This window comes from Acinetobacter sp. GFQ9D191M, assembly GCF_011174875.1.
Lineage (GTDB): Bacteria > Pseudomonadota > Gammaproteobacteria > Pseudomonadales > Moraxellaceae > Acinetobacter.
The window spans coordinates 34,460-58,238 of the sequence record NZ_JAALGV010000071.1; the positions used below are offsets into that span (position 1 = coordinate 34,460).

General features: G+C 42.9%; 17 protein-coding genes. 11 read left to right on the forward strand and 6 right to left on the reverse strand.

From position 1 onward, the window contains the following. The first annotated feature begins 490 nt into the window (after nucleotides 1–490). Nucleotides 491–2,017 (forward strand): fumarate hydratase, encoded by a 1,527-nt coding sequence (locus G5T77_RS10845; protein ID WP_005232211.1) that lies wholly within the window; start codon nucleotides 491–493, stop codon nucleotides 2,015–2,017. 61 nt (nucleotides 2,018–2,078) lie between these two features. On the opposite strand, the gene G5T77_RS10850 is transcribed toward G5T77_RS10845, so the two are convergent. The 4 genes from G5T77_RS10850 to tig all read right to left on the reverse strand — a co-directional run bounded on the left by G5T77_RS10850 (nucleotide 2,079) and on the right by tig (nucleotide 6,430). Next, entirely contained in the window at nucleotides 2,079–2,795 is a 717-nt protein-coding gene (locus G5T77_RS10850) for a DUF2846 domain-containing protein (protein WP_004781989.1), read from the reverse strand. Nucleotides 2,796–2,962: 167 nt separating this feature from the next. Beyond that, entirely contained in the window at nucleotides 2,963–4,273 is a 1,311-nt protein-coding gene (gene clpX / locus G5T77_RS10855; RefSeq protein ID WP_166136306.1) for an ATP-dependent protease ATP-binding subunit ClpX, read from the reverse strand. A gap of 29 nt (nucleotides 4,274–4,302) precedes the next feature. Then, the gene (gene clpP, locus G5T77_RS10860) at nucleotides 4,303–4,908 is read right to left on the reverse strand and encodes an ATP-dependent Clp endopeptidase proteolytic subunit ClpP (protein ID WP_004781985.1); all 606 of its coding nucleotides are present in this window, start codon (nucleotides 4,906–4,908) and stop codon (nucleotides 4,303–4,305) included. Nucleotides 4,909–5,098: 190 nt separating this feature from the next. After that, entirely contained in the window at nucleotides 5,099–6,430 is a 1,332-nt protein-coding gene (tig, locus tag G5T77_RS10865; RefSeq protein WP_166136303.1) for a trigger factor, read from the reverse strand. Nucleotides 6,431–6,933: 503 nt separating this feature from the next. Here tig and G5T77_RS10870 point away from each other — a divergent pair. The 10 genes from G5T77_RS10870 (at nucleotide 6,934) to rdgB (ending at nucleotide 21,751) form a co-directional block, all read left to right on the forward strand. Then, nucleotides 6,934–9,264: a TonB-dependent siderophore receptor gene (locus G5T77_RS10870; RefSeq protein WP_166136300.1), complete on the forward strand. Its 2,331-nt coding sequence runs from the start codon at nucleotides 6,934–6,936 to the stop codon at nucleotides 9,262–9,264. 383 nt (nucleotides 9,265–9,647) lie between these two features. After that, nucleotides 9,648–11,903 carry a catecholate siderophore receptor Fiu gene (locus G5T77_RS10875; RefSeq protein WP_166136297.1) on the forward strand — a complete coding sequence of 752 codons (2,256 nt, stop codon included), beginning with the start codon at nucleotides 9,648–9,650 and terminating at the stop codon, nucleotides 11,901–11,903. Between the two features lie 79 nt (nucleotides 11,904–11,982). Next, the gene (locus G5T77_RS10880; protein ID WP_034704407.1) at nucleotides 11,983–12,666 is read left to right on the forward strand and encodes a Fe2+-dependent dioxygenase; all 684 of its coding nucleotides are present in this window, start codon (nucleotides 11,983–11,985) and stop codon (nucleotides 12,664–12,666) included. Then, nucleotides 12,666–13,772 carry an alpha-hydroxy acid oxidase gene (locus G5T77_RS10885; protein WP_166136294.1) on the forward strand — a complete coding sequence of 369 codons (1,107 nt, stop codon included), beginning with the start codon at nucleotides 12,666–12,668 and terminating at the stop codon, nucleotides 13,770–13,772. Before G5T77_RS10880 ends, G5T77_RS10885 begins: the two co-directional genes overlap by 1 nt. A gap of 316 nt (nucleotides 13,773–14,088) precedes the next feature. Then, nucleotides 14,089–16,407 carry a TonB-dependent siderophore receptor gene (locus tag G5T77_RS10890; RefSeq protein WP_166136291.1) on the forward strand — a complete coding sequence of 773 codons (2,319 nt, stop codon included), beginning with the start codon at nucleotides 14,089–14,091 and terminating at the stop codon, nucleotides 16,405–16,407. 463 nt (nucleotides 16,408–16,870) lie between these two features. Further along, nucleotides 16,871–18,568 carry a 2-isopropylmalate synthase gene (gene leuA / locus G5T77_RS10895; protein WP_034704399.1) on the forward strand — a complete coding sequence of 566 codons (1,698 nt, stop codon included), beginning with the start codon at nucleotides 16,871–16,873 and terminating at the stop codon, nucleotides 18,566–18,568. Nucleotides 18,569–18,680: 112 nt separating this feature from the next. After that, nucleotides 18,681–19,841, forward strand: coding sequence for a homoserine O-acetyltransferase (locus tag G5T77_RS10900; protein WP_034704397.1), 1,161 nt, complete (start codon nucleotides 18,681–18,683; stop codon nucleotides 19,839–19,841). Then, nucleotides 19,841–20,434, forward strand: a complete 594-nt coding sequence (metW, locus tag G5T77_RS10905) for a methionine biosynthesis protein MetW (protein WP_004781976.1) — start codon at nucleotides 19,841–19,843, stop codon at nucleotides 20,432–20,434. The genes G5T77_RS10900 and metW overlap by 1 nt, the downstream gene beginning before the upstream one ends. Further along, entirely contained in the window at nucleotides 20,431–21,021 is a 591-nt protein-coding gene (locus tag G5T77_RS10910) for a tetratricopeptide repeat protein (RefSeq protein WP_166136288.1), read from the forward strand. Before metW ends, G5T77_RS10910 begins: the two co-directional genes overlap by 4 nt. 103 nt (nucleotides 21,022–21,124) lie before the next feature. Then, on the forward strand, nucleotides 21,125–21,751 hold the full coding sequence (gene rdgB / locus G5T77_RS10915; protein ID WP_166136285.1) for an RdgB/HAM1 family non-canonical purine NTP pyrophosphatase: 627 nt from the start codon (nucleotides 21,125–21,127) through the stop codon (nucleotides 21,749–21,751). A gap of 166 nt (nucleotides 21,752–21,917) precedes the next feature. On the opposite strand, the gene G5T77_RS10920 is transcribed toward rdgB, so the two are convergent. Next, nucleotides 21,918–22,799: a permease gene (locus G5T77_RS10920; protein ID WP_034704389.1), complete on the reverse strand. Its 882-nt coding sequence runs from the start codon at nucleotides 22,797–22,799 to the stop codon at nucleotides 21,918–21,920. A 113-nt stretch (nucleotides 22,800–22,912) separates the two neighbouring features. Continuing rightward, entirely contained in the window at nucleotides 22,913–23,695 is a 783-nt protein-coding gene (locus tag G5T77_RS10925; protein WP_166136282.1) for an NRDE family protein, read from the reverse strand. Nucleotides 23,696–23,779: the final 84 nt, after the last annotated feature.

Below are 23,779 nucleotides of genomic sequence, written 5' to 3' on the forward strand. Positions count from 1 at the left end.
ATTTGAAGATTTGAAGATTTGAAGATAGGCTAATTTTTTAGCTCTTAAAATGTAAAAAAGAAGATAAAGCTTAAGCTTGATCTTCTTTCTGGCCGTAGAACCAAGTAGCAGCGATATAAAGACTAAAAGCAATTACCATCAATACACTAGTCAGGGTCATAAAGAAAACTCATCATTCATTTGATAAGCGCATTATGTAAAAGTTTTATGACAGTTATATGACAATGATGAAATTTTCATAATTTCAATTAACCAATAAAAATCATACACTTAATATAAAGTTAATTATATTTAAATAAACTTTAAGCTGCAATATGACAGTAAATATGACAAAAACCTGTCATTTTTAGCCAATCTTTCAGCCAAAGTCATATGCCTTATTGCTTAAACTATAAACTTTTGGCCAATGTCCCTGCAAAACGCCCACAACCGGATTCATTTGTCTTATAATTTAGCCCGCTAGCTAACAGCCCGCTCAAGAGATATTTGTATGACAACTATTATCAAGCAAGATGACTTGATCACATCGGTTAAAGATGCGCTTCAGTTCATTTCTTACTATCATCCACAAGACTTCATCCAAGCGATGAGCCGTGCGTACGACCGTGAAGAGAACAAAGCTGCGAAAGATGCGATCGCACAAATCTTAATTAACTCACGCATGTGTGCAGAAGGCCACCGCCCTATCTGCCAGGATACTGGTATCGTCAACGTATTTGTTGAAGTGGGCATGGACGTTAAATTTGATTTAACCATGAGCCTGGACGATGCGATCAACGAAGGTGTACGCCAAGGTTATCTTGAAAACTCTAACGTACTTCGTGCCTCTGTACTGGCTGACCCTGCTTTTGGCCGTAAGAACACCAAAGACAACACGCCTGCTGTGATCTATCACAAACTTGTTCCAGGTAACAAAGTAGACATCACTGTTGCTGCTAAGGGTGGCGGTTCAGAAAACAAATCTAAACTGGCAATGTTGAACCCGTCTGACTCAATCGTGGACTGGGTATTAAAAACTGTTCCAACTATGGGTGCAGGCTGGTGTCCTCCTGGTATGCTGGGTATCGGTATTGGTGGTACTGCTGAAAAAGCCATGATGCTTGCAAAAGAAGCATTGATGGAAGAGATCAACATGGACGAATTGCTTCGTCGTGGTCCACAAAACAAACTTGAAGAACTTCGTATCGAAATCTTCGAGAAAGTAAACGCGTTGGGCATTGGTGCTCAAGGTCTTGGCGGTTTAACCACTGTTCTAGACATCAAGATCAAAGATTACCCTTGTCACGCTGCGGGCAAACCAGTCGGCATGATCCCGAACTGTGCAGCAACCCGTCATGCACACTTTACACTTGATGGTTCAGGCGTTGCGCATATTCAAGCACCAAGCCTTGAAGACTACCCATCAGTCACTTGGGATTCTTCATCTTCTAAACGTGTTGACCTAGACAACATCACTCAAGAAGAAATGAACTCTTGGAAACCAGGTGATACGCTGCTTCTAAACGGTACAATCTATACTGGCCGTGATGCTGCACACAAACGTATGGTAGACATGCTGAACAACGGTGAAGAACTTCCTGTTGATCTAAAAGGCAAATTCATCTACTACGTAGGTCCTGTTGATCCAGTGGGTGATGAAGTTGTAGGTCCTGCAGGTCCAACAACTGCAACTCGTATGGATAAATTCACTCGCCAAGTATTAGAAGCAACTGGTCTTTATGGCATGATCGGTAAAGCGGACCGTGGTCCTGCTGCTGTTGAAGCAATTAAAGACAATAAAGCGACTTACCTTATGGCGGTTGGTGGTGCTGCATACCTCGTATCTAAAGCAATTCGTGAAGCTGAAGTAGTTGCATTTGCTGATTTGGGTATGGAAGCGATCTACAAGTTTGTAGTGAAAGATATGCCTGTTTCTGTTGCAGTTGACGTAAATGGTACATCTGTACACGCGACTGCTCCAAAAATCTGGCAAGCGAAAATTGGCAAGATTCCAGTAGTTGACGCTGCTGCAGGTTAATTTAAGCTAGATAAAAAAAGCACCCTACTTGGGTGCTTTTTTATTGGAGTTTTAAAATTAATTACCAGGTTCTTGGATCCCAAAGTTTAAATGGTGTGGTTAACTGTACATCTGTAGATGGATCATATTCAGTCGCTTTAATTTTCTGGGCTTTCTTGCGGATTTTCCCAGTTTCCTGATCCTGTGCAAAAAAGTTAAAACTGTCCGATTTTAACTGGGTAAAAGCAATTTCATTGAGGCCCACACTGCTCGGCATCAGCATCAGAGGCCCCGGAACACTACGACGGGTGCTTAGATTTTCTTCATCATACTTAATAAAATAGGATTGACCTGCTTCTACCGTAAAGTCCAGATATTTAGGTTTCTGGAAGTGCAACGCACCTAAAGGACGACTGGTACTCAAGCGATAAGTACCTGCAGGTAGCTCAATCCAGTAATGATGATTATGCAATAAACTCGGAATACGATGCTGATTGATAAACAGACTGGCAGCGACAATTTCCTGACGGTTCCATTTGGAATCCGGGCGGTATAAATAAACGATCGCAGCGTCCTCATGCTGAGGTTTAACTGCCTGAAAATGATTGCCCTGTTTCTGGTTGACCCAGCCACCAATCGTAAACATCCCCACCCGATGCTGTTCAACAAAGCCCGGTTTTTTTTCAAGATCAATATTTTTTAAAGTGCTGAGTGGCTGTGTAGGCTCAACTACGGCTTTTTTACCGTGACAACCCATCAGCGCCAAACTGCCGATGAGCACCATTGCGACTCCACGCATGCTTATCCCTCACTGCGTCTTTATTCTTGTATGCAAGTGCTTTGCGATATATTTTTATAGCTTTCGGCGTCCACGCCTAGATGTTGAGATTAGCATCTGCTTTTATCTTTTGGAAATAAAAAACGTGCGAAAACACGGGGTTTTCGCACGTTTCTGACGAATAGCAATCAAGCAGATTTGCTATTCACCACCTTTAAATCAACTTTTGCCGCTGTTTCTGGCTCGTCATGTGGTTGACGTTCAGCACGAAATTCTGGTGCAGCTTCACCATTAATGACAGCTTCATTCACCACCACGGTGCCTACATCGCTACGACTCGGCAGGTCATACATGGTTTCTAGCAATGAATTTTCCAGAATCGAACGCAGGCCACGCGCACCAGTATTACGTTCCAGTGCTTTTTTCGCAACGGCACGTAGTGCTGAATCTTCAAAGACCAAGTCCACATTTTCCATCTCAAACAAATGTTTATATTGACGAGTTAATGCATTCTTCGGCTCAGTCAGAATCTGCATTAAAGCTTCTTCATCGAGCTCATCCAAAGTCGCAATCACGGGTAAACGACCAATGAATTCTGGAATCAGACCAAATTTCACTAAGTCAGTCGATTCGACCTGACGGAACAATTCAGACAACTTTTTGCTTTCGTCTTTATTACGGACTTCTGCAGTAAAGCCAATACCACCTTTCTCCTGACGCTGCTGTACGATTTTCTCAAGACCTGAGAATGCACCGCCACAGATGAACAGGATATTCGAGGTATCAATCTGAATGAATTCCTGCTGCGGGTGCTTACGACCACCTTGTGGTGGAATTGAAGCAACCGTACCTTCGATCATTTTCAGCAAGGCTTGCTGTACGCCTTCACCTGATACATCACGAGTAATGGATGGGTTTTCAGATTTACGGGTAATCTTGTCGATTTCATCGATATAGATAATGCCCTTTTGCGCTTTTTCGACATCGTAATCAGCTTTTTGCAAAAGCTTTTGTACAATGTTTTCAACATCTTCACCCACATAACCCGCTTCAGTTAGGGTTGTTGCATCTGCCATGGCAAATGGAACGTCCAGAAGACGGGCAAGGGTTTGTGCCAGCAAGGTTTTACCTGAACCGGTCGGACCGACCAGCAGGATATTACTTTTGGCAATTTCAACGGAATCATCTGCTTTCTTACCATTGGTCTGTACTTTCAGACGTTTGTAATGGTTGTATACGGCCACAGATAATGTCTTTTTCGCTACGTCCTGACCAATCACATATTGATCGAGCGCCGCACGGATTTCATGCGGTTTCGGTAAAGGACGGTTCGCCCAGTCATTGGTTTCGACCTGTTGACTGGTTTGAACCAAATCTAAGCATACGTCCACACATTCATTACAAATGTATGCGTCCTCGCCTGCAATCAGCTTTCCGACTTCAGACTGCGTTTTACCGCAAAATGAACAATGCTTTTGTCCTTGAGGATGTTCGGACATATTTACTCCAATATCTCAATCTCTAAAACTTATGGACGTTTCGTTAGAACTTCATCCACAAGACCGTATTCTTTCGCTTGCTGAGCAGTCATGAAGTTGTCACGGTCTGTATCGCGTGCCACTTTTTCATAGTCCTGACCGCTATGTTCAGCCATTAAACGGTTTAAACGTTCTTTAATGAACAGAATTTCACGTGCGTGAATTTCAATATCTGATGCCTGGCCTTTGAAACCACCCAAAGGCTGGTGAATCATGACACGTGCATTTTCAAGGCAGTAACGTTTGCCTTTAGTTCCTGCATTGAGCAGGAATGCACCCATTGATGCTGCCTGACCCATACAGTAAGTCACAACATCCGGTTTAATAAACTGCATGGTATCGTAGATCGCCATGCCAGCAGTCACCGAACCACCCGGTGAATTGATATATAAATGAATATCTTTATCTGGGTTCTCAGCTTCTAAAAACAACATTTGCGCAACGATCAGGTTGGCCATATTGTCTTCAACTTCACCTGTCAGAAAAATTACCCGCTCACGTAAAAGGCGTGAATAAATATCAAAAGAACGCTCACCACGAGAGGATTGTTCTACCACCATTGGCACTAAAGCGTTTTCAATCGTTGGAACATACATAGGTTTATTTATTCCTAAATTTTTGTGACTTAATCCATAATCACAATATGAGGGATAATCAATGAAATTGCAAAATAATCGCGAATAATTCCATCATATTTTTTGCATTAGTTTTGTGAAAATCAGATATGTCAAGAAATTACTAATATGAAAAAAGGCGCACGAAGCGCCTTTTTATGGAAAGCTTGAATTAGCCTTGTTGACGAGCTTGTTGCTCTTTCAATAAGTCTTCATAGCTTACAGTCGCATCAGTCACTTTAGCAGATGACAGAATGTGATCAACAACTTGATCTTCAAGTACAACTGCTTCGATTTGAGCACGTTGTTGCTTGTCATTTTTGAAGTATTCGATCACTTCGTTTGGATCTTCGTAAGAAGAAGCCATGTCTTCGATATAAGCTTCAACGCGCGCTTGATCTACTTCGATTTTCGCATCAACAAGAATACGGCTTACCAATACGCCAAGTTTAACTGATTTCTCAGCTTGTTCTTTGAACAGGTCATCTGGAAGCATGCTTGAATCAAATGCTTTCGCGCCTTGAGCACCGAACTGTTGAGTGAACTGCTGGATCATTTGTTGACGTTGACGGTCAATTTCTTGAGCAACCATTGCAGATGGAAGTTCAACTTCGTTTGCAGCTACAAGTGCATCGAAAGTTGCGCCTTTAACCTGGTTACGCAGGCCGTTTTTCACTTCACGTTCCATGTTTTTACGAACGTCAGCTTTCAGTTTTTCAACGCCATCTTCTTCAGAAATACCGAAGATTTTCAGGAATTCAGCATCAATTTCTGGAAGTTTTTGTTTTTCAACAAGTTTCACATTGATTTTGAATTGAGCTTGTTTACCAGCTAAGTTTTCAGCTTGGTAATCTTCAGGGAAAGTAACATCGATCACTTTCTCTTCGCCTTTCTTCATACCGATGATGCCATCTTCGAAGCCAGGGATCATACGACCAGAACCTAAAACAAGTTTAAAGTCTTGCGCAGCGCCGCCTTCAAATTTTTCGCCATCAACAGTACCTTCGAAATCGAAAGTTACTTGCATGTCTTTTTTAGCCATGCCTTTAGTTTCAGCCCAAGAAGCACGTTGTTTTTGAAGATTTTCAATCATCTTCTCAACGTCTTTGTCATTTACTTCAGACGCTTTACGTTCAACTTCCAGACCTTCGAATTTCACTTCAACTTCTGGATAAACTTCAACAGTCGCTTCATAAACTAAAGCATCATCTTTCATTTCAGTTTTTTCGATGTTTGGCATACCAACAGCGTTGATTTTTTCTTGTTGGATTGCTTCGAAAACTGTGTCACGAATGATGTCGTTGACAACTTCTTGGTAGATACCAGCGCCGTATTCACGACGAACTACGTTTACAGGTACTTTACCTGGACGGAAGCCGTTGATCTTCGCAGTTTTAGCAGTGCGTTTTAAACGAGCTTCAAATTGCTCATTAATACGGCTCGTCGGTACAGAAACATTTAAACGACGGGCAACGCCCGAAACCGCTTCAGAAGTTACTTGCATGGCTTCCTCTATATATTTGGTAATAACAGGTTTATAAAAATGTGCCACATTATATGACAACATTTGCAGATATACAAAACACAATACTTGAATCGTCTTTATTGATGCTGTAATAATCAAATTTATTCAGTCAAATTCATTTTTCTTTGATTAAATATCCCTTCCCTCAAATAAGAATAGATATATTGATTACTCAAACTGGACAGATCATCCCATTCTTCTGCATTTATGGATTTTTATAGGACTTTTAGTAAACTTTTCTTTATCTTTTCTTCAAAATTTTTAAACTCTAATAATCTCAATAAAAGTAACGATAATAATCTATTAATCAGATCTATTTTAAATACATTAACTTAGAAACATTTTGATACACTATCACATTGATCAAACCAATTAATACAATCCTTAAAATCGTCATTTCCTATCAGCAAGTAATTCTTAATTTAAATAAGAATTATTATTATTCGCATACATAAATTTTAAGCTTTTTTTCGGGTTCCCACATGTCGTTTATCAAATCACGTAAAAAACTCGTTTCATCGGCGATTGCCTCTTCCCTCTCGATTGTAACCGTAAATGCTGTGGCTGATGAAAATGTGGTCAAGCTCGAAACTATTCATCAAGAAGTTAAAGCTGAACAGACACCAAGTTTAAAAGTAGATAATTCCGCAAATAAGAAATTTGTTGCACCTTTACTGGATACACCTAAATCTGTATCAGTCATTTCTAAGCAACTGATTGAAGACACTCAAGTCACTACACTTTCTGATGCTTTACGTACTGTACCTGGTATTACTTTGGGTGCGGGTGAAGGTGGCAACCCGAATGGCGATCGTCCATTTATTCGTGGTTATAACTCTGAAAGCTCAATGTATGTAGATGGAGTTCGTAGCGCGACTTCACAAAACCGTGAAATGTTTGCGGTCGAACAGGTTGAAGTGACCAAAGGCTCTTCTTCTGCAATGGGCGGTGCCGGTACGACTGGCGGTAGCATCAACATGATCTCTAAGGTTGCTAAAGCTGGTGATTCTTTAGAAGGTTCCATTGCACAAGGTACCGATAATTACCAGCGCATCACTTTAGATGGCAACAAAGATTTCGGTAATGGCATTGCAGCGCGTATTGCTGTGATGGGTCATCAAAATGAAAAAGCAGGTCAAAAAGACGGTACTGAATATAAACGTGCAGGTATTGCGCCAAGTATTATTTTTGGCCTGGATACCCCTACCCGTGCAACCTTAAGTTATTACTACTTAAAAACTGATGACACGCCAGATTCAGGTGTACCTTATAACAATCCATTTGGTGCCCCAGCTACTGGTGCGACAGACAATAGACCTTTAAATGGCAATGGTAAACCAATTAATGTTAAACAAGGCGTTTACTATGGTTGGGAAGATCGCGACTTCCAAAAACAGGAAAATCAAATCGGTACGATCAAACTTGAACATGATTTAACCGACAATCTGACAATTTCCAATACTGCTAGCTACAGTAAATCTAAAAATGATTACCTGTGGACCAATCCTGATGACTCAAAAGGTAACATTTATCTAAATAATAGTGTTTTTGCACGTGCAAATTCACGTGTAGCTGATACAGATACTTTTACGGATCAATTAGCACTTACAGGTAAATTCAATACTGGCTCACTACAACATAGCTTTAACTTGGGTGCCGAATATTCTGACCAAGAAAATGACCGTACTCAGTACATTATCAATGGCTTAAATGCTACTGGTAATGCCTATCAAACATGTGCTGATAGTGCACCAGCTGGTTGGTGTACTCCAGTTCAAAATCCCAACCGAGGCCCATGGACTGGCACAATTAGTACAGAGGGCGCTGATCAATACAACACAAGAACCAAATCTACCTCGATCTATTTCTTAGACAGTATTGAATTTAATCCTCAATGGATTTTGGATCTAGGTCTTCGTTGGGATAAATTTGATACAGAGCAAACCATGACTTATGGCGCGAATAACGCTGCAACAAAGCCAACAACCGTAGATGGTGTTGTCATTCCTCCTAAGAAGAATGTTGGTGACCAAGACACGGTAACAAGCGATACCGACTTTTTCACCTACCAAGCAGGGGTAACTTTCAAACCTGTTGAAAATGGTTCAATCTATGCAAGCTATGCAACTTCAGCTAACCCAGTTGGTGTTGATGCAGGTGATGGCTCTGAAGGTATCGGAGAGGCTTACAGTAACCTTGACCCAGAAGAAAGCCGTACTTTTGAAGTGGGTACAAAATGGGATTTATTCGATGATCGCTTGAATTTAACCGCTGCGATTTTCCGTACTGAAAAACAGAATGCCCGTATCCAGCTTGATTCAACCACCTATGCAAATATCGGCGAAAGTAAAGTAGACGGTTTTGAACTTGGTTTGAACGGTAACATCACGGATAAATGGGCAGCTTCTCTAGGTTACACCTACTTAGATAGTGAACAAACAGATCCAGGTCCATCTTGTACACGTGCTGGTGTGTGCACCTACCCGAATGCTGCAAAAGGCAAACGCTTACCAAATGTTCCTGAAAACAGTGCAACTCTTTGGACGACTTATGACCTAACCCCTGCTTTCACAGTTGGTGCGGGTGCAGTTGCCATGGATAAAGTTTACGGTAATGCCGACAACACCAAATATGTTCCAGGTTATGTTCGCTACGATGCAATGGCGCGTTATAACGTGAATCAAAATGTTGACCTGCAGTTGAATGTAAACAATCTGACTGATCAACGTTATTTCACTAAAGCTTATGCATCTCACTATGCAACTGAAGCAGAAGGTCGCAATGCAGTCCTTTCTCTAAACTTTAAATACTAAATTTTCGCTTCTTCCCTATTTAAAGATAGCCTCATTCATGAGGCTATCTTTATTTCTGTCCTATATATCAAGGACTACTTGAACATACTGTTTTTAACACCTGTTAGTTATCTTATTTAAGTCATGGCTTAAAACCTCAAGAAAATATAGACCTTACCTTTTTTCTATAGAAATCCTGAATCAAATTCTAAAATTTAAACAGTAATTTCATCCATAAATTCATAAGAATGATTTAATTAAATATTGTTAATGATAATTATTATCACTACAATTCGCAAAATTGTTAAAGGCCATAACAATAACTCCATAATTGCTGCTATTTGATGAACTCGAGCATATCAAGGTGGTAAGGGAAATATTATTCAATTCAGGAATTCTGTCACATGGCGCATATCAAAAGCCGAAAACATCATTACAAGACTTCATTGGTCGCACTTGCTGCAACTTTGCCACTGATCACTCATGCAGATAACATCACCAATGAAAGCGTTATTCAGCTTCCAGAAATTACAGTTAAGAATAAAACTGCAAATGAATATAAAATGGATCAATTGAGTTCTGCTAAATCTAGCCAAGCTTTAGTAGATACGCCTCAAACCGTTTCGATTATCAACAAGAACTTATTAAAAGAACAAGGTGCAACCACCCTGGTTGAAGCCTTACGTAATACGCCAGGAATTACCCTGCAACTCGGTGAGAATGGGAATACCAGTGCTGGCGATGCCTTCCAGATGCGCGGCTTTTCAACTCAAAGCTCCACCTATCTGGATGGTATTCGTGACCTCGGCGCTGTGATTCGTGATGTATTTAACCTGGAACAGGTGGAAGTCGTAAAAGGCCCTGCGGGTGCCGAAGGTGGACGTGGTACGGCGTCTGGTTATGTGAATCTGGTCAGCAAATTGCCTCATTTGGAAAACAGTCGTGAAGTCTCTGCCACCTACAATACGGCTGAACATACGCGTCTTGCCACTGACATTAATCAGGCGATCAATGACAGCGTTGCTGTCCGTTTAAATGCGATGGGTGAAAATGGCGGTGTAGAAGGCCGCGACTTTATCGAGAATCAAGGCTGGGCTGTTGCCCCTTCTATCGCCTTTGGTCTGGATAGTGATACTCGCCTGTATCTTTATTCCCAGCATATCCGCCAACGTAACATTCCGGATGGCGGTATTCCGACGATTGGCATGAAAGGATTTTGGAATGCAGACCCGCTGATCGCCAGCGCACCTAAAGTAGACCGTGAAAATTATTATAGTCACGCAGATGACCATGAAGATGTTGATGCTGACATGTATACAGCCAAAATCGAAAGTGACTGGGCTGAAAATCTGAAATTTACCAATATTACCCGTCTGGGCAATACCCATATGCAGCGCACTTTGACGGGGATTAATAGCCTTTCAAGAAATGACTCTACCAATCCTCAAGACTGGACTGTAAGCCGTTCACGCCAGGGTGTCGATCAGGAAAATGAAATTCTGGCCAATCAGAGCACGGTGAACTGGAATATCAAAACCGGTTCAGTAGAACATGATCTGGTCGCTGGTGTAGAGCTATTAAAAGAGCAGCAACATTCCAGAACACTGGCTACACACATGCCAGGACAGCCAAGCAACACCACACTACCCGCGAATCTATACCATCCTGATCGTCACCAGAATCTGCCTGATCCTGTGTATACGGGCGCTTATTCGGATGGTGAAACCCAAACGGCGGCTGCTTATCTTTTTGATACGCTCAAGTTTGGTGAACGCTTTCAGTTAAATGGTGGCGTCCGTGTCGATTATTACGATACCAACTACGATGCACTGGGTTATTCAACCGACAGTACGACACTAGCAGTGACTGAAACCAAAACAGATTTAAAAGCCCATGACACTTTATTCAGCTGGAAGCTCGGTGGTTTATATAAGCCAACTGCCTACAGCAGTGTCTATGCATCTTATGCCAAATCCCTGACACCACCGGGTAGCAGTAACTTTAGCCTTTCATCCACAGGAATAAACAGCTCAGCCGCAGACCCTCAAGAAACTCATCATTATGAAATTGGCACCAAATGGGATCTGCTAGAGGGTGATCTGGCTTTAAATGCTGCGGCATACTACACCGAAAATGAAAACCAGTTTACCCAAGATCCAATTACCCGCGAGTCTGTTCAGGAAGGTAAAACTACAGTTAAAGGAATCGAATTGGGTGCTGTCGGTAAAATTACTGATGCCTGGAATATTTCAGCAGGTGTTGCCCATATGAAAACCGAGCAAAAACACCAGTTCAGTGTCAACTCCAACACGGGTGTAGTGACCCAGACCAATAGTGTACGTTGGTCACCTGAATGGACCGCTTCTTTATGGACGACCTATAACATTGCTGGTTTAAAACTGGGCTTGGGCGCACGTTATGTGGATGAGCAAAAACGTGTGATTACCGATAGTACTGCAGCAGCGAATATGCCAAGTATTCCAAGCTATGTGGTATTTGATGCTATGGCCGGTTATACCTTTAATGACCAAACTTCCTTAAACCTGAATGTTTATAATCTGGCAGATAAAGAGTACATCAGCACGCTGAATAATGGAGGTGGCCGTGTGATCTTAGGCCAACCACGTTCAGCAGCTTTAACCCTGAACTATAAATTTTAATTCAGCTTTTATCTCTATCTATCAATATCGTGTATTCTCTTGAATGCACGATATTTTCAATTGCAGGAATGCTTTTAAAATGATGTTACATATCCCGGCAGTATTAAGCAAAGCACAAGTTGCCGAACTGAGACAACAACTAGATCGTTCAGAACACTGGATGAATGGGCAACTCAGCGCCGGGAGTCAGGCACAGAAAATCAAAAAGAACCTGCAGCTGGATTCTTCTTCTGTCCTGTATCAGCAGATTAGCCCTATCATTTTACAAGCGCTTAAAAGTCATCATTTAATTACCTCTGCTGCCCTACCGAAACATATCCTGCCGCCCCTGTTTAACTGCTATCAGGATTCTGGCACCTATGGCAATCATGTCGATAATGCCATTCATTACTCTCCTCTACTCGGACAGGCCATTCGTACCGATGTGTCACTGACTTTATTCTTATCTGAAATCGATGAATATGAAGGTGGTGAGCTGGTCGTTGAAGACCAGTATGGCTGCCATGAAGTCAAGCTGGATGCGGGTGATGTGATTGTTTATCCATCGACCAGCCTGCATCGGGTTGAACCAGTAACTCAAGGCAAACGTATTGCTGCCGTAACCTGGATTCAAAGTATGATCCGTGAAGATGCTAAACGCAGTATGTTGTTTGATCTGGACATGACCATTATCAAACTACGCCAGCAGATTGGCGATACTGAAGAAGTCCTGCAGCTTACCCATCATTATCACAACCTGATTCGTCAATGGGGTGATTTATAATGTCACGTGAACCAATGGCGCCATTAACCCAGATCCCGGCCTACCTACAAACCATCGCCGATTATGAGGTCGAAGCAGAAAAACATCTCTCCAGTATGGTCTGGAACTATCTGCAAGGTGGCTCCATGGATGAAGTCAGTGTCCGGGACAATTTACAGCAATTTCAGGATATTCAGCTTCTGCCGCGTATGCTGAAAGATCTGACCCAAGGCAACACTGAAATCGAAATATTCGGACAAAAATTTCCGTATCCAATTTTTTTGGCACCAATTGGACACCAGCAGCAGTTTCATCCTGAAGCCGAAGCCGCTTCTGCCCTCGCTGCAGAAGTGATGGGCAGCAATATGATTCTCAGTACGTTTACCAATACGGATATGCGCGCATTAAAGCAGGACAATCCACACAAATGGTTTCAGCTTTACTGGCAAGGGAATCGGGAAAAATCTTTAGCTTTGGTCAAAATGGCTGAGGCACACCATTATACGGCGCTAGTGATTACGGTAGATTCACCACATACTGGCATCCGCGATCGTGAACGTCGTGCGTTTTTTCATTTACCGGAAGGCATGCAACATCCGCATACGCCTACGCATATTCCCCTTCCAGAATTAAAGGAAGGTGATCATCCTGTCTTTAACGGACTAATGAAAATTGCCCCAACTTGGGAAGATATTGCCTGGATGGTACAGCAGACTCACTTACCTGTGATTCTGAAAGGCATTGTGCATCCTCAGGATGCCCAGCTGGCGATTCAGCATGGGGTAAAAGGCCTGATCATTTCCAATCATGGCGGTCGCGTGCTGGATACCTGCATTTCTCCTCTCATTGCCTTGCAGCTGATTAAAAAGGTGGTGCCAGCAGATTTTCCTCTGCTCTATGATGGCGGCATCCGTCGTGGATCGGATGTATTCAAGGCAATTGCCCTAGGTGCTTCTGCTGTCCTGATTGGCCGTCCTTATATTTATGGTCTGGCGACTGCGGGAGCACTTGGGGTCGCGCATGTGATCAAAATCCTGAAAGAAGAATTTGAGATTACCATGGCCTTAATGGGAACAGCGACCGTGGCAGATATTCAACCGAGCTGTCTATTTAGGGGAATTGATTAATTAGGATTTAATTGAAAATAAAAATGAAAAATAAATTAGTTAAATATCTTACCCTTAACTCCTTGAAGCGTCTTTAAAGGCAATTCAACATAGCTTTATATATCAATAGCTATTATCAATAAAAACCAAATAAGATCCATATTTAATCAATCTATATTAAAAACATGGTTTTAATTCTCAGTTCGCACTCTAGTCTATCTATTTTTTAAATTGATTAAATTTTGTTCATTGCCAATATCAATGTAAGAAGGATAGCAACGATAACAATAATAATTATTATTTGCGAATCCAAACTTAAAAATAAAAAAGAATGATTATGAGTTATATAAAATCTCGTAAAAAAATAGTTTCTTCAGCCATCGTTTCTTCCCTTTCTTTTGCATCTGCACACACGATTGCACAGGAAAATGTGGTGCAGCTTGAGACCATTCATCAGGAAGTACAAGCTGAACCCGTGCCGGGTCTAAAAGTCGATCAGTCAGCCAATAGCAAGTTTGTTGCGCCACTCCTGGACACGCCAAAATCTGTGGTCGTGATTCCCCAACAACTGATTGAAGATACGCAGGTTACGACCTTGGCTGATGCTTTGCGTACCGTACCAGGTATTACTTTAGGCGCAGGTGAAGGCGGCAATCCGAATGGGGACCGGCCTTTTATTCGAGGCTATAACTCGGAAAGTTCGATGTACGTCGATGGCGTACGAAATTCGACTTCACAAAACCGGGAAATGTTTGCCATTGAGCAGGTCGAAGTTACCAAAGGTTCTGCTTCTGCCATGGGCGGTGCGGGCACTACGGGTGGCAGTATTAATATGATCTCCAAAGTGGCGAAAAAGGGAGATGCGCTGGAAGGCTCTGTTGCGGGTGGTACAGATATGTATGCCCGTATCACTTTGGATGCTAACAAGGACTTCGGCAATGGCATGGCTGCTCGTGTCGCGGTCATGGGTCACCAGAATGAAAAAGCGGGTCAACATGACGGTGCTGAATATAAACGTGCTGGTATTGCACCCAGCTTCAGTTTTGGCCTGGACAGCGCAACGCGTGGAACTTTAAGTTATTACTATTTGAAAACTGATGATATTCCAGACTCCGGCGTTCCCTATAACAATCCATTTGCAGCGACCAATGCCAATGCCGCTTTAAATGGCAATGGTAAACCAATTGATGCCAAAGCTGGTCAATACTATGGCTGGAAAGATCGTGATTTCCAGAAACAGGAAAACCAGATTGGTACCTTTAAATTGGAACATGACCTGAATGACAATCTGACCCTGAGTAATACGGCGGTATTTAACCGTTCCAAAAATGACTACCTCTGGACCAACCCCGATGATTCACGCGGGAACTTCATTTTGAATGGCAATGTCTGGGCACGGGCCAATTCACGTATCGCAAATACCGATACCTTTACTGACCTACTGGCTTTAACAGGCAAATTTGATACTGGTGCTATTCAACACAGCTTTAACCTGGGTGCAGAATATTCAGATCAGGATACCGAACGTACCCAATATATTATTAATGGTCTGAATGCTACTGGAAGCTCTTTTGCGGCCTGTGGTACTCCTGCCAATGTGGCCTTAGGCTGGTGTACTTCTGTAGACAATCCAGACCGGGGTGCGTGGACGGGGACACTTAATACAGATGGTGCGGACCGTTATGATATCGAGACCAAATCAAAATCGATCTACTTACTGGACAGTATCGAATTGCATCCGCAATGGATTCTGGATCTGGGTATACGTTGGGATGATTACAAAACTCAGCAAACCTTGACCTATGGACGATTCAATAATGCGGTGACAGGTGCAAACAATACACCGATTACCGCCGTTCCAGGTGATCAGCTGACCCTCGAAAATGAAGAAGACTTTTTTAATTATCAGGCGGGTCTGGTCTTTAAGCCAAGAGAAAATGGCAGTATTTATATCAGCTATGCCACTTCCTCGAATCCGGTCGGTATCGATGGTGGTGATGGCTCTGAAAGTATTAGCGCAGCTATTGAAAATCTAAAAGCTGAAAAAGTCCGCACCATGGAACTGGGAACTAAATGGGATCTTCTGGAAGATAAACTGAATCTGACGGCAGCCATTTTCCGTACTGAAAAAACCAATACCCGCTCCACCGATGCTGATGGCAGTACCCGTAATATCGGTGAGACCCGTGTCGATGGGATTGAGCTGGGTATCAATGGAAATATTACTGAGAAATGGGCAATTTCCGCAGGCTATACCTATTTGGATAGTGAACTGATTGATGATGGCTTTGAAAATATTGGAACCACGGCCGAACCGGTTTATGTTCCAAGCACAAACAATGGCAATCAGGTTCAGAACGTAGCAGAAAACAGTGCAACTCTATGGATGACCTATCAGGTCATACCTCAACTAACATTGGGTGCCGGTGCTGTGGCAATGGATAAAGTTTATGGCAATGCTGCCAATACCAAATTTGTTCCCGGTTATGTGCGTTACGATGCCATGGCACGTTATCAGGTGAACCCAAATGTAGATCTACAGTTGAATATCAATAACCTGTCCGATACACGTTATTTTAGCAAAGCCTATTCTTCCCACTATGCTACAGAAGCAGAAGGCATCAGTGCCGTTTTAGGCCTGCATTTTAAATACTGATCTGAGCAATCTTCATGATATTAAAGACTAGTCTGAATCCATCAAACTAGCCTTTATTTTTTAATATGAAAGATTTCATGCATACATTGCTTAAGAACTTCTAACAAAGCTATTATATAAAGAAATATTTTAGCCTTATCGCTTAATTACAGGAAAATCCAACAAGATTAAAATAGATTAGAGAAATATTTTCCCAATTAGCAACTTTATAAGAAAATCTTTTTAAGATACGACTAAAATCCATAGAAAAAGCAAAAACTTTTCACGTTTTCTGGACTAAAATTTAATTATAGGTTCACCATGCAGGTGTCTGGTTGATCCTGATGATCAAAACTTAAAAAAGACAGGATTGATCTAATTTACCCTCACCTGCCTGTAAACGAATATATAGACAAAATCTATGCTGTAGACCGAGCAACTGCTACACCAAGCAAGTATGCCAGGCTACCTAAGGAGCTCTCTCATGATGTTGGCTGATCCAAGTAAAAAATACCGTCGCATGTATCAACGTGTGGACTTACCAGACCGTCAATGGCCGAACAATGAAATCACTAAAGCGCCAATCTGGATGAGTACTGACCTGCGTGATGGTAACCAGGCGATCTTCGAGCCAATGAACATCGAGCAGAAGTTCAAAATGTTCCAGATGTTGGTAAAAATCGGTTTCAAACATATTGAAATCGGCTTCCCGTCTGCATCGCAAATTGATTTCGACTTCACTCGTAAATTGATTGAAGAAGGTCATATTCCGGATGATGTTTACATCGAAGTATTGGTTCAGGCACGTGACCATTTAATCGCACGTACTTTTGAATCTTTACAAGGTGCGAAACGCGCAATCGTGCATATCTACAACTCTAACTCTCCAACCTTCCGTCAAAAAGTGTTGAACGTAGACGTTGAAGGTGCAAAACAGTTGGCGATTAATGCAGCGCAAAAAGTGAAAGAATACGCAGCAAAACAGCCTGAAACTGAATTTGTTTTCCAGTATAGCCCAGAATGTTTCTCTGCAACTGAATTGGAAGTGGCAAAAGACGTTTGCGACGCTGTGACTGAAATCTGGGAAGCATCTCCAGAAAACAAAGTGATCTTGAACTTGCCAGCCACTGTCGAAGTGTCTACACCAAACGTGTATGCCGATCAGGTGGAATGGATGCACCGTAACATCGAGCGTCGTGACGGCGTGATCATTTCAGTTCACTGTCATAATGACCGTGGCTGTGGGATCGCAGCGTCTGAATTGGCGATTATGGCCGGCGCTGACCGTGTTGAAGGTTGTGTATTCGGTAATGGTGAACGTACCGGTAACGTGGACGTAGCGGCAATTGCCTTGAACATGTATACCCAAGGTGTTGCACCAAACTTGGATTTCTCGAATATCAACGAAATCATTGCAACTGTTGAAGAATGTACTGGCTTGCCTGTACATCCACGTCATCCATATGCGGGTGACTTGGTCTTTACCGCATTCTCTGGTTCACACCAGGATGCAATCAAAAAAGGTTTCGAATTCCAGAAAAACGAAGAAATCTGGGACATGCCGTACTTGCCGATCGATCCGAAAGACTTGGGCCGTGACTATGATGCTGTCATCCGCGTGAACTCACAGTCTGGTAAAGGCGGTATCGCATACTTGTTAGAATCGAACTACAACGTGACCTTACCACGTCGTTTACAGATCGAATTCTCGCAAATCGTGCAGCAAAAAACTGATGAAGATGGTACTGAGATTTCAGCACAAGCGATCTGGAGCTTGTTCAAAGAGACATATGTTGCCGCAAAAGATGCGCATTATTCAGCGAAAAACTACAAATTGTCAGATGAAAATGGCAATCAGGTGATTGAGCTGGATATTGAAGTGAATGGTGAAACCCAGCACTTACGTGGTGAAGGCAACGGTCCGATCTCTGCGATCTTGGATGCCTTACAATTGCCGATTGATGTCTTGAACTATGAAGAACGTAGCATCAGTTCAGGTGCACATGCCAAAGCCTTGGCATTGGTTGAACTTCAAGTAAAAGGCACAGGTAAATCTGCCTTTGGTGCGGGCGTGCATGACAACATCGTGACCTCTTCGATTGAAGCAATTATTGCATGTACCAACCGTCTGATCGATCAGGATGTGTTAAGCACCGAACAGGTGATTGCTGCTGCCGTCTAAACCCGGTATTTGAATTAGCAATAATTCATAGCATTAAAAAGACTTTAGAAGGATACCTGCAAATGGTATCCTTTTATTTATTCATACTAAAGATTTAAGGCGAATCATTCCCGTGTCTTTTCCAGCTGACTCAGTGGGCCTTGTTGTCCCACAAAAGTTCCAATTCGAACAGCCGTTAGAGCTTGAATGCGGTCGCATCCTCCCACGTTTTGAACTGATGGTAGAAACTTATGGCGAACTGAATGCCGATAAGTCCAATGCCATTTTGATCTGCCATGCCCTGTCTGGCCATCACCATGCTGCCGGTTATCATCATGAAGATGATAAAAAACCAGGCTGGTGGGATGCCTGTATTGGCCCGGGCAAGGCAATCGATACCAATAAATTCTTTGTGGTGGCGCTGAATAATATCGGCGGTTGTAATGGTTCTACTGGTCCTACCTCTCCTAATCCCGAAAATGATAACCGTCCATATGGTCCAGACTTTCCGCTAGTCACTGTGCGTGACTGGGTAAAAACACAGGCGATGCTGTCTGACCGTCTGGGGATTGATGTGTGGTATTCCATCATTGGCGGCTCACTCGGGGGCATGCAGGCCTTGCAATGGTCGGTAGATTATCCGGACCGTCTGCAAAAATGTGTGATTATTGCCAGCGCACCAAAACTGTCTGCACAAAATATTGCCTTTAACGAAGTCGCGCGTCAGTCGATTCTGTCAGATCCGGACTTCCATCATGGCCGTTATCTGGAAAATGACAGCTATCCAAAACGTGGCCTGATTCTGGCACGGATGGTTGGTCATATTACCTATCTGTCTGAAGAAGCCATGAAGCAGAAATTTGGCCGTGATTTAAAATCTGGCAAATTCATGTATGGCTTCGATGTAGAATTCCAGGTCGAAAGCTATCTGCGTTATCAGGGTGAACAGTTTAGTCGTAACTTTGATGCCAATACTTATCTGATCATGACCAAAGCACTGGATTATTTTGATCCTTCACGTGAATATCAGCAGTCACTGGTCAAAGCGATGGCGCAAACCAAATGTAAGTTCCTGGTAGTTTCTTTCACGACTGACTGGCGTTTCTCGCCTTCACGTTCTGTTGAAATCGTGGATGCCCTCATTACCAATCATAAGCCGGTCAGCTATGTCGATATTGATGCTGAACAAGGCCATGACTCCTTCCTGTTCCCGATTCCCCTGTATGTAAAATCCTTGCGCGCCTTCCTGGGCGGTGAAGAACATCTGCGATCAACACCGAAGGAGGCTGTGTAATGCGTATTGACCAACAACTTGCTGAGAAATGGATCAAGCCCGGTTCACGTATCCTCGACCTCGGTTGTGGTGATGGCGAACTGCTGGCCCATATGAGCAAAAAGCACAATATTCGTGCATATGGATTAGAAATTGATCAAGAAAAGATTGCAATTGCGATCAGTCGCGGGTTAAATATCATCCAGCAGGACTTAAACCTCGGTTTAAGCCGTTTTGCTGACCAGTCTTTTGACTATGTGGTGATGGCACAGGCTTTGCAAGCTGTAGATGCACCAGACGTATTATTGCGTGACATGGTGCGTGTAGGGAAACAGGCCATTATTACCTTTCCAAACTTTGCGCACTGGAAGACTCGTTCTTTCTTGGCATTAAAAGGGAAAATGCCGGTTTCGGAAGCCTTACCCTATATGTGGTATAACACCCCGAACATTCACCTATGTACCTTCCGTGACTTTGAAGCATTATGCGCGGAAAACAACATAAAAATTATTAATCGACTCGCTGTGAATGGGAATCAAGAAGATAGTTTGCTGAGCAAACATCTCCCAAATCTATTTGGTGAAGTCGCAATTTATCGAGTGAGCGCTCTATGAAAAAATTATTATTAAGTACGACGCTACTGGCTGGACTTTTTGGCATGCAGGCCCATGCCGATTACGTTGCACCAACGCCTTCTGTGGCCAGCCAAGCAGCGCAATATTCAGTAATGGACATTCATAGTCTGACTAAAGCGGCTAAAGCAGGTCAGCCTGGTGCACAATTTTATTTAGCAACAAAATACCAGTATGGTAAAGACATTCAGAAAGATGAACGTCAGGCTTTTGCCTGGTATAAAGCAGCAGCAGATCAAGGTCTGGCAGTGGCTCAATTGAATGTAGGCCGTATGCTGGCAGATGGTATTGGCACCAAGAAAGATGAAACACTGGCTCGCCAGTACTTTGAAAAAGCAGCCAGCCGCGGTGATAATCGTGCTAGCTTTAACCTGGCGATGATGGAAGAGAAAAAGAAAAACTATATGGGTGCTTATCAGTGGTATGAACTCTCTACCCGTGACGGCATGCTGGACAATAAAGTGATTACTTTATCTGAAGGCAAAAAAACTGCATTGGCAGCCAACTTGACCCAGGAACAGATCCGTCAAGCACGTGATCGTGCAGACCGTTGGATTCAGGCACAATAAGCTGGATCTGCAAAAGAGCGCCTTCGGGTGCTTTTTTTATGGCCTAAAAACTGCAGCAAGTTGCTACACTACATATATGTAATTTGAAAGATGAGTAATTGATATGGCTTCAACTGACTGGTTATCCCAAGGCACACTGGTACTGGCAAGTAATAATAAAGGCAAGATTGCAGAATTTGAAAAGATGTTTGCAGAACTCAAACTTCCAGTTGAAGTTATTCCTCAAGGTAAGCTGAATATTGAAGACGCAATTGAAGATGGTTTGAGCTTTGTTGAAAATGCCATTATCAAGGCACGTCATGCCTCACGTATTTCTGGCAAACCTGCGATTGCTGATGATTCAGGGATTTGTGTACCAGTTCTGGGCGGTGCACCTGGAATTTACTCTGCACGTTATGCGGGTGAACATGGTGATGATGCAGCGAACAACGAAAAATTACTGGCTGACCTGAAACCACTGCGTAAAGACGGTGAAGCGATTGAAGGCATGTTTGTGTGTGTACTGGCCCTAGTCCAGCATGCTGAAGATCCACTGCCACAAATTTTCCAGGGCATCTGGAAAGGTGAGATCTTGGAAGCAGCCCGTGGTGAAAATGGCTTTGGCTATGATCCGCTGTTCTGGTTACCTGAACTGGGTATTGCGAGTGCGGAAATGAGCAAGGAAGAAAAAAATAAAATCAGCCATCGTGGTCAGGCGATGAAACTGTTTAAGGCGAGTTTGGAAAAATAAATCTAATTCCTAAAGGAGTCCTCCCTCCTTTTAGGAGGGAGTTAGAGGGAGGCCATTTCCTCACCCTTGGGGAGAAGGAGCCCCTCCCTTTTTCAAAGGGAGGTTGGGAGGGATTTAAATAGTAAATTACCTCTCCCTAACCCTCTCCTACAAGGAGAGGGAACTTTCATAACGTTGGCACCACCGCATGTACCACCATCCCATACACCCCAATCAAAATTGCACTCGCAATCGTTCCTGAGGCAATATATTTCGCTGAATAACCTGTGCCCTGATAATGGGTTTCCAGCGCCACAATATTCGCGGCGGGTGGAAGCAGGAAATACATCATCATCACAGCATAGATCAGGGCTTGATGTGGAATCGGTAATAAGAAATAAGCCCCTGCTGCCAGACCTAGAGCCAGCACAAAACGACCGCTGATCAAGATCAAACTACGTTTTAAATCACTCAGTTGAATCCTGACTTTACTCAACCACATTCCCAGAATACACATACCGGCAAAGGTCACCAGAAACTTGTTCGTGGCATAGCCCCATTGAATCAGCGGATGCGCTTCATAGGTAGTAAAATCCCAGAAGGACAAAATCGCTGCAATAGAAAGCGCAATCACTGGCGGGGATTTCAACATATTTTTAATAATGAATTGAGGAGCCTGTTTTTCAGCACTGACTGCCACTACTGCACTGACATTGCCAAATAAAGAACCGCCAATATAAAGAGCAACAATAGTATTTAAGGCATCCGGACCAAATACAGCTAAGGCAAAAGGAAAGCCAAGCCAGACCCCATTTAAATAACTAAAACATAATGCCCGCAACTTATCTTTGGAGAAAAGAAAGAACAGGCCAAACAGAAACAGCGAGCTAAAGATACTAAAACCGATCAACCAAAGACTGCCCGGCTTATAAAACACCATGTTGTAAATGACAATCAAGGGAATCAAAAGACGTGCCAGCAAGGCCGCCATAAATGGACGGATCGACTTTAAATAATGGACGCCCCAGAATCCAATCAGAAATGAAATAAGCGGAAGGAGCAGTGCCATAGGAGAGCTGAAAATTGCGTAGATAGATGGGCTTTATCCTAGCACACCTATCTACATTCAGAGTTCACTGTTTAAACTAAGCTTTTTATCAAGATCATCATGAATACTATTATTTATACAATGATCTGAATGACTTTTTCTACGATCTGTCCTGCACTATCTCCCTGCTGGGACTTTTCCAGCCATTGCCAATGCTGCTGATGCAATCTTAGAAAATTGGAACAACGTGTGCCGTAGACCGGACTTTGAATAAATGTAGATGATAGGAGTTCTTCCATCTCCTCGTTAATTCCGGTTTTGGGCAATAGTGCCGGAATCACTTTACGTTCATCTTCTAGAATATCCCAGGCAGCATGATAAATGTCTGCTTGTGGAATGCTGTTCTGTTGAAGCATCGGCAGAAGCTCCTGAGTAAAGCGCTTGCGCAAATGCCTGGTCTTTTGCCAGTCTTCGCTCATCAGGCCATTTGAGACTACATATACCCCATGTGCCAGTACTTGTGGCGCCTCACCACGATTACTCATATAGACGGCTTGATCACGATCACCGACAAACAGGTTAAAGCCCGCATAATCACATTGACGTTTTTCCAACTCTTGAGCAAACCGGATAGGTTTCAATTCAGATTCCAGAAAATGCTGAATGATATGTCCACGTGAAGTTGGGTAGTTATTCTTGTCATTACCATCCCTGAAATTGGTAATCACTGCCCATCGTCCTGAAGCAGTTATACCCATCCAGGTACCACCAGACTGCAGATCCTGCCCGGCAATAATCGGACTGTTCTCCCATTCATATAATGCCTGTGTTGGACGTTGATAGAACTCATCACGATTTGAAATCAGACATAAAGGCGTTTCATCCAGAACTCGCCAAGCCAGTGCCACAATACACATAATTGATGCTCTCGATCTTTACACATTGAATGTACAACAATTTTCTTCGCTTTCAGCTAAAATCTGTGCAAAACAGAATCACAA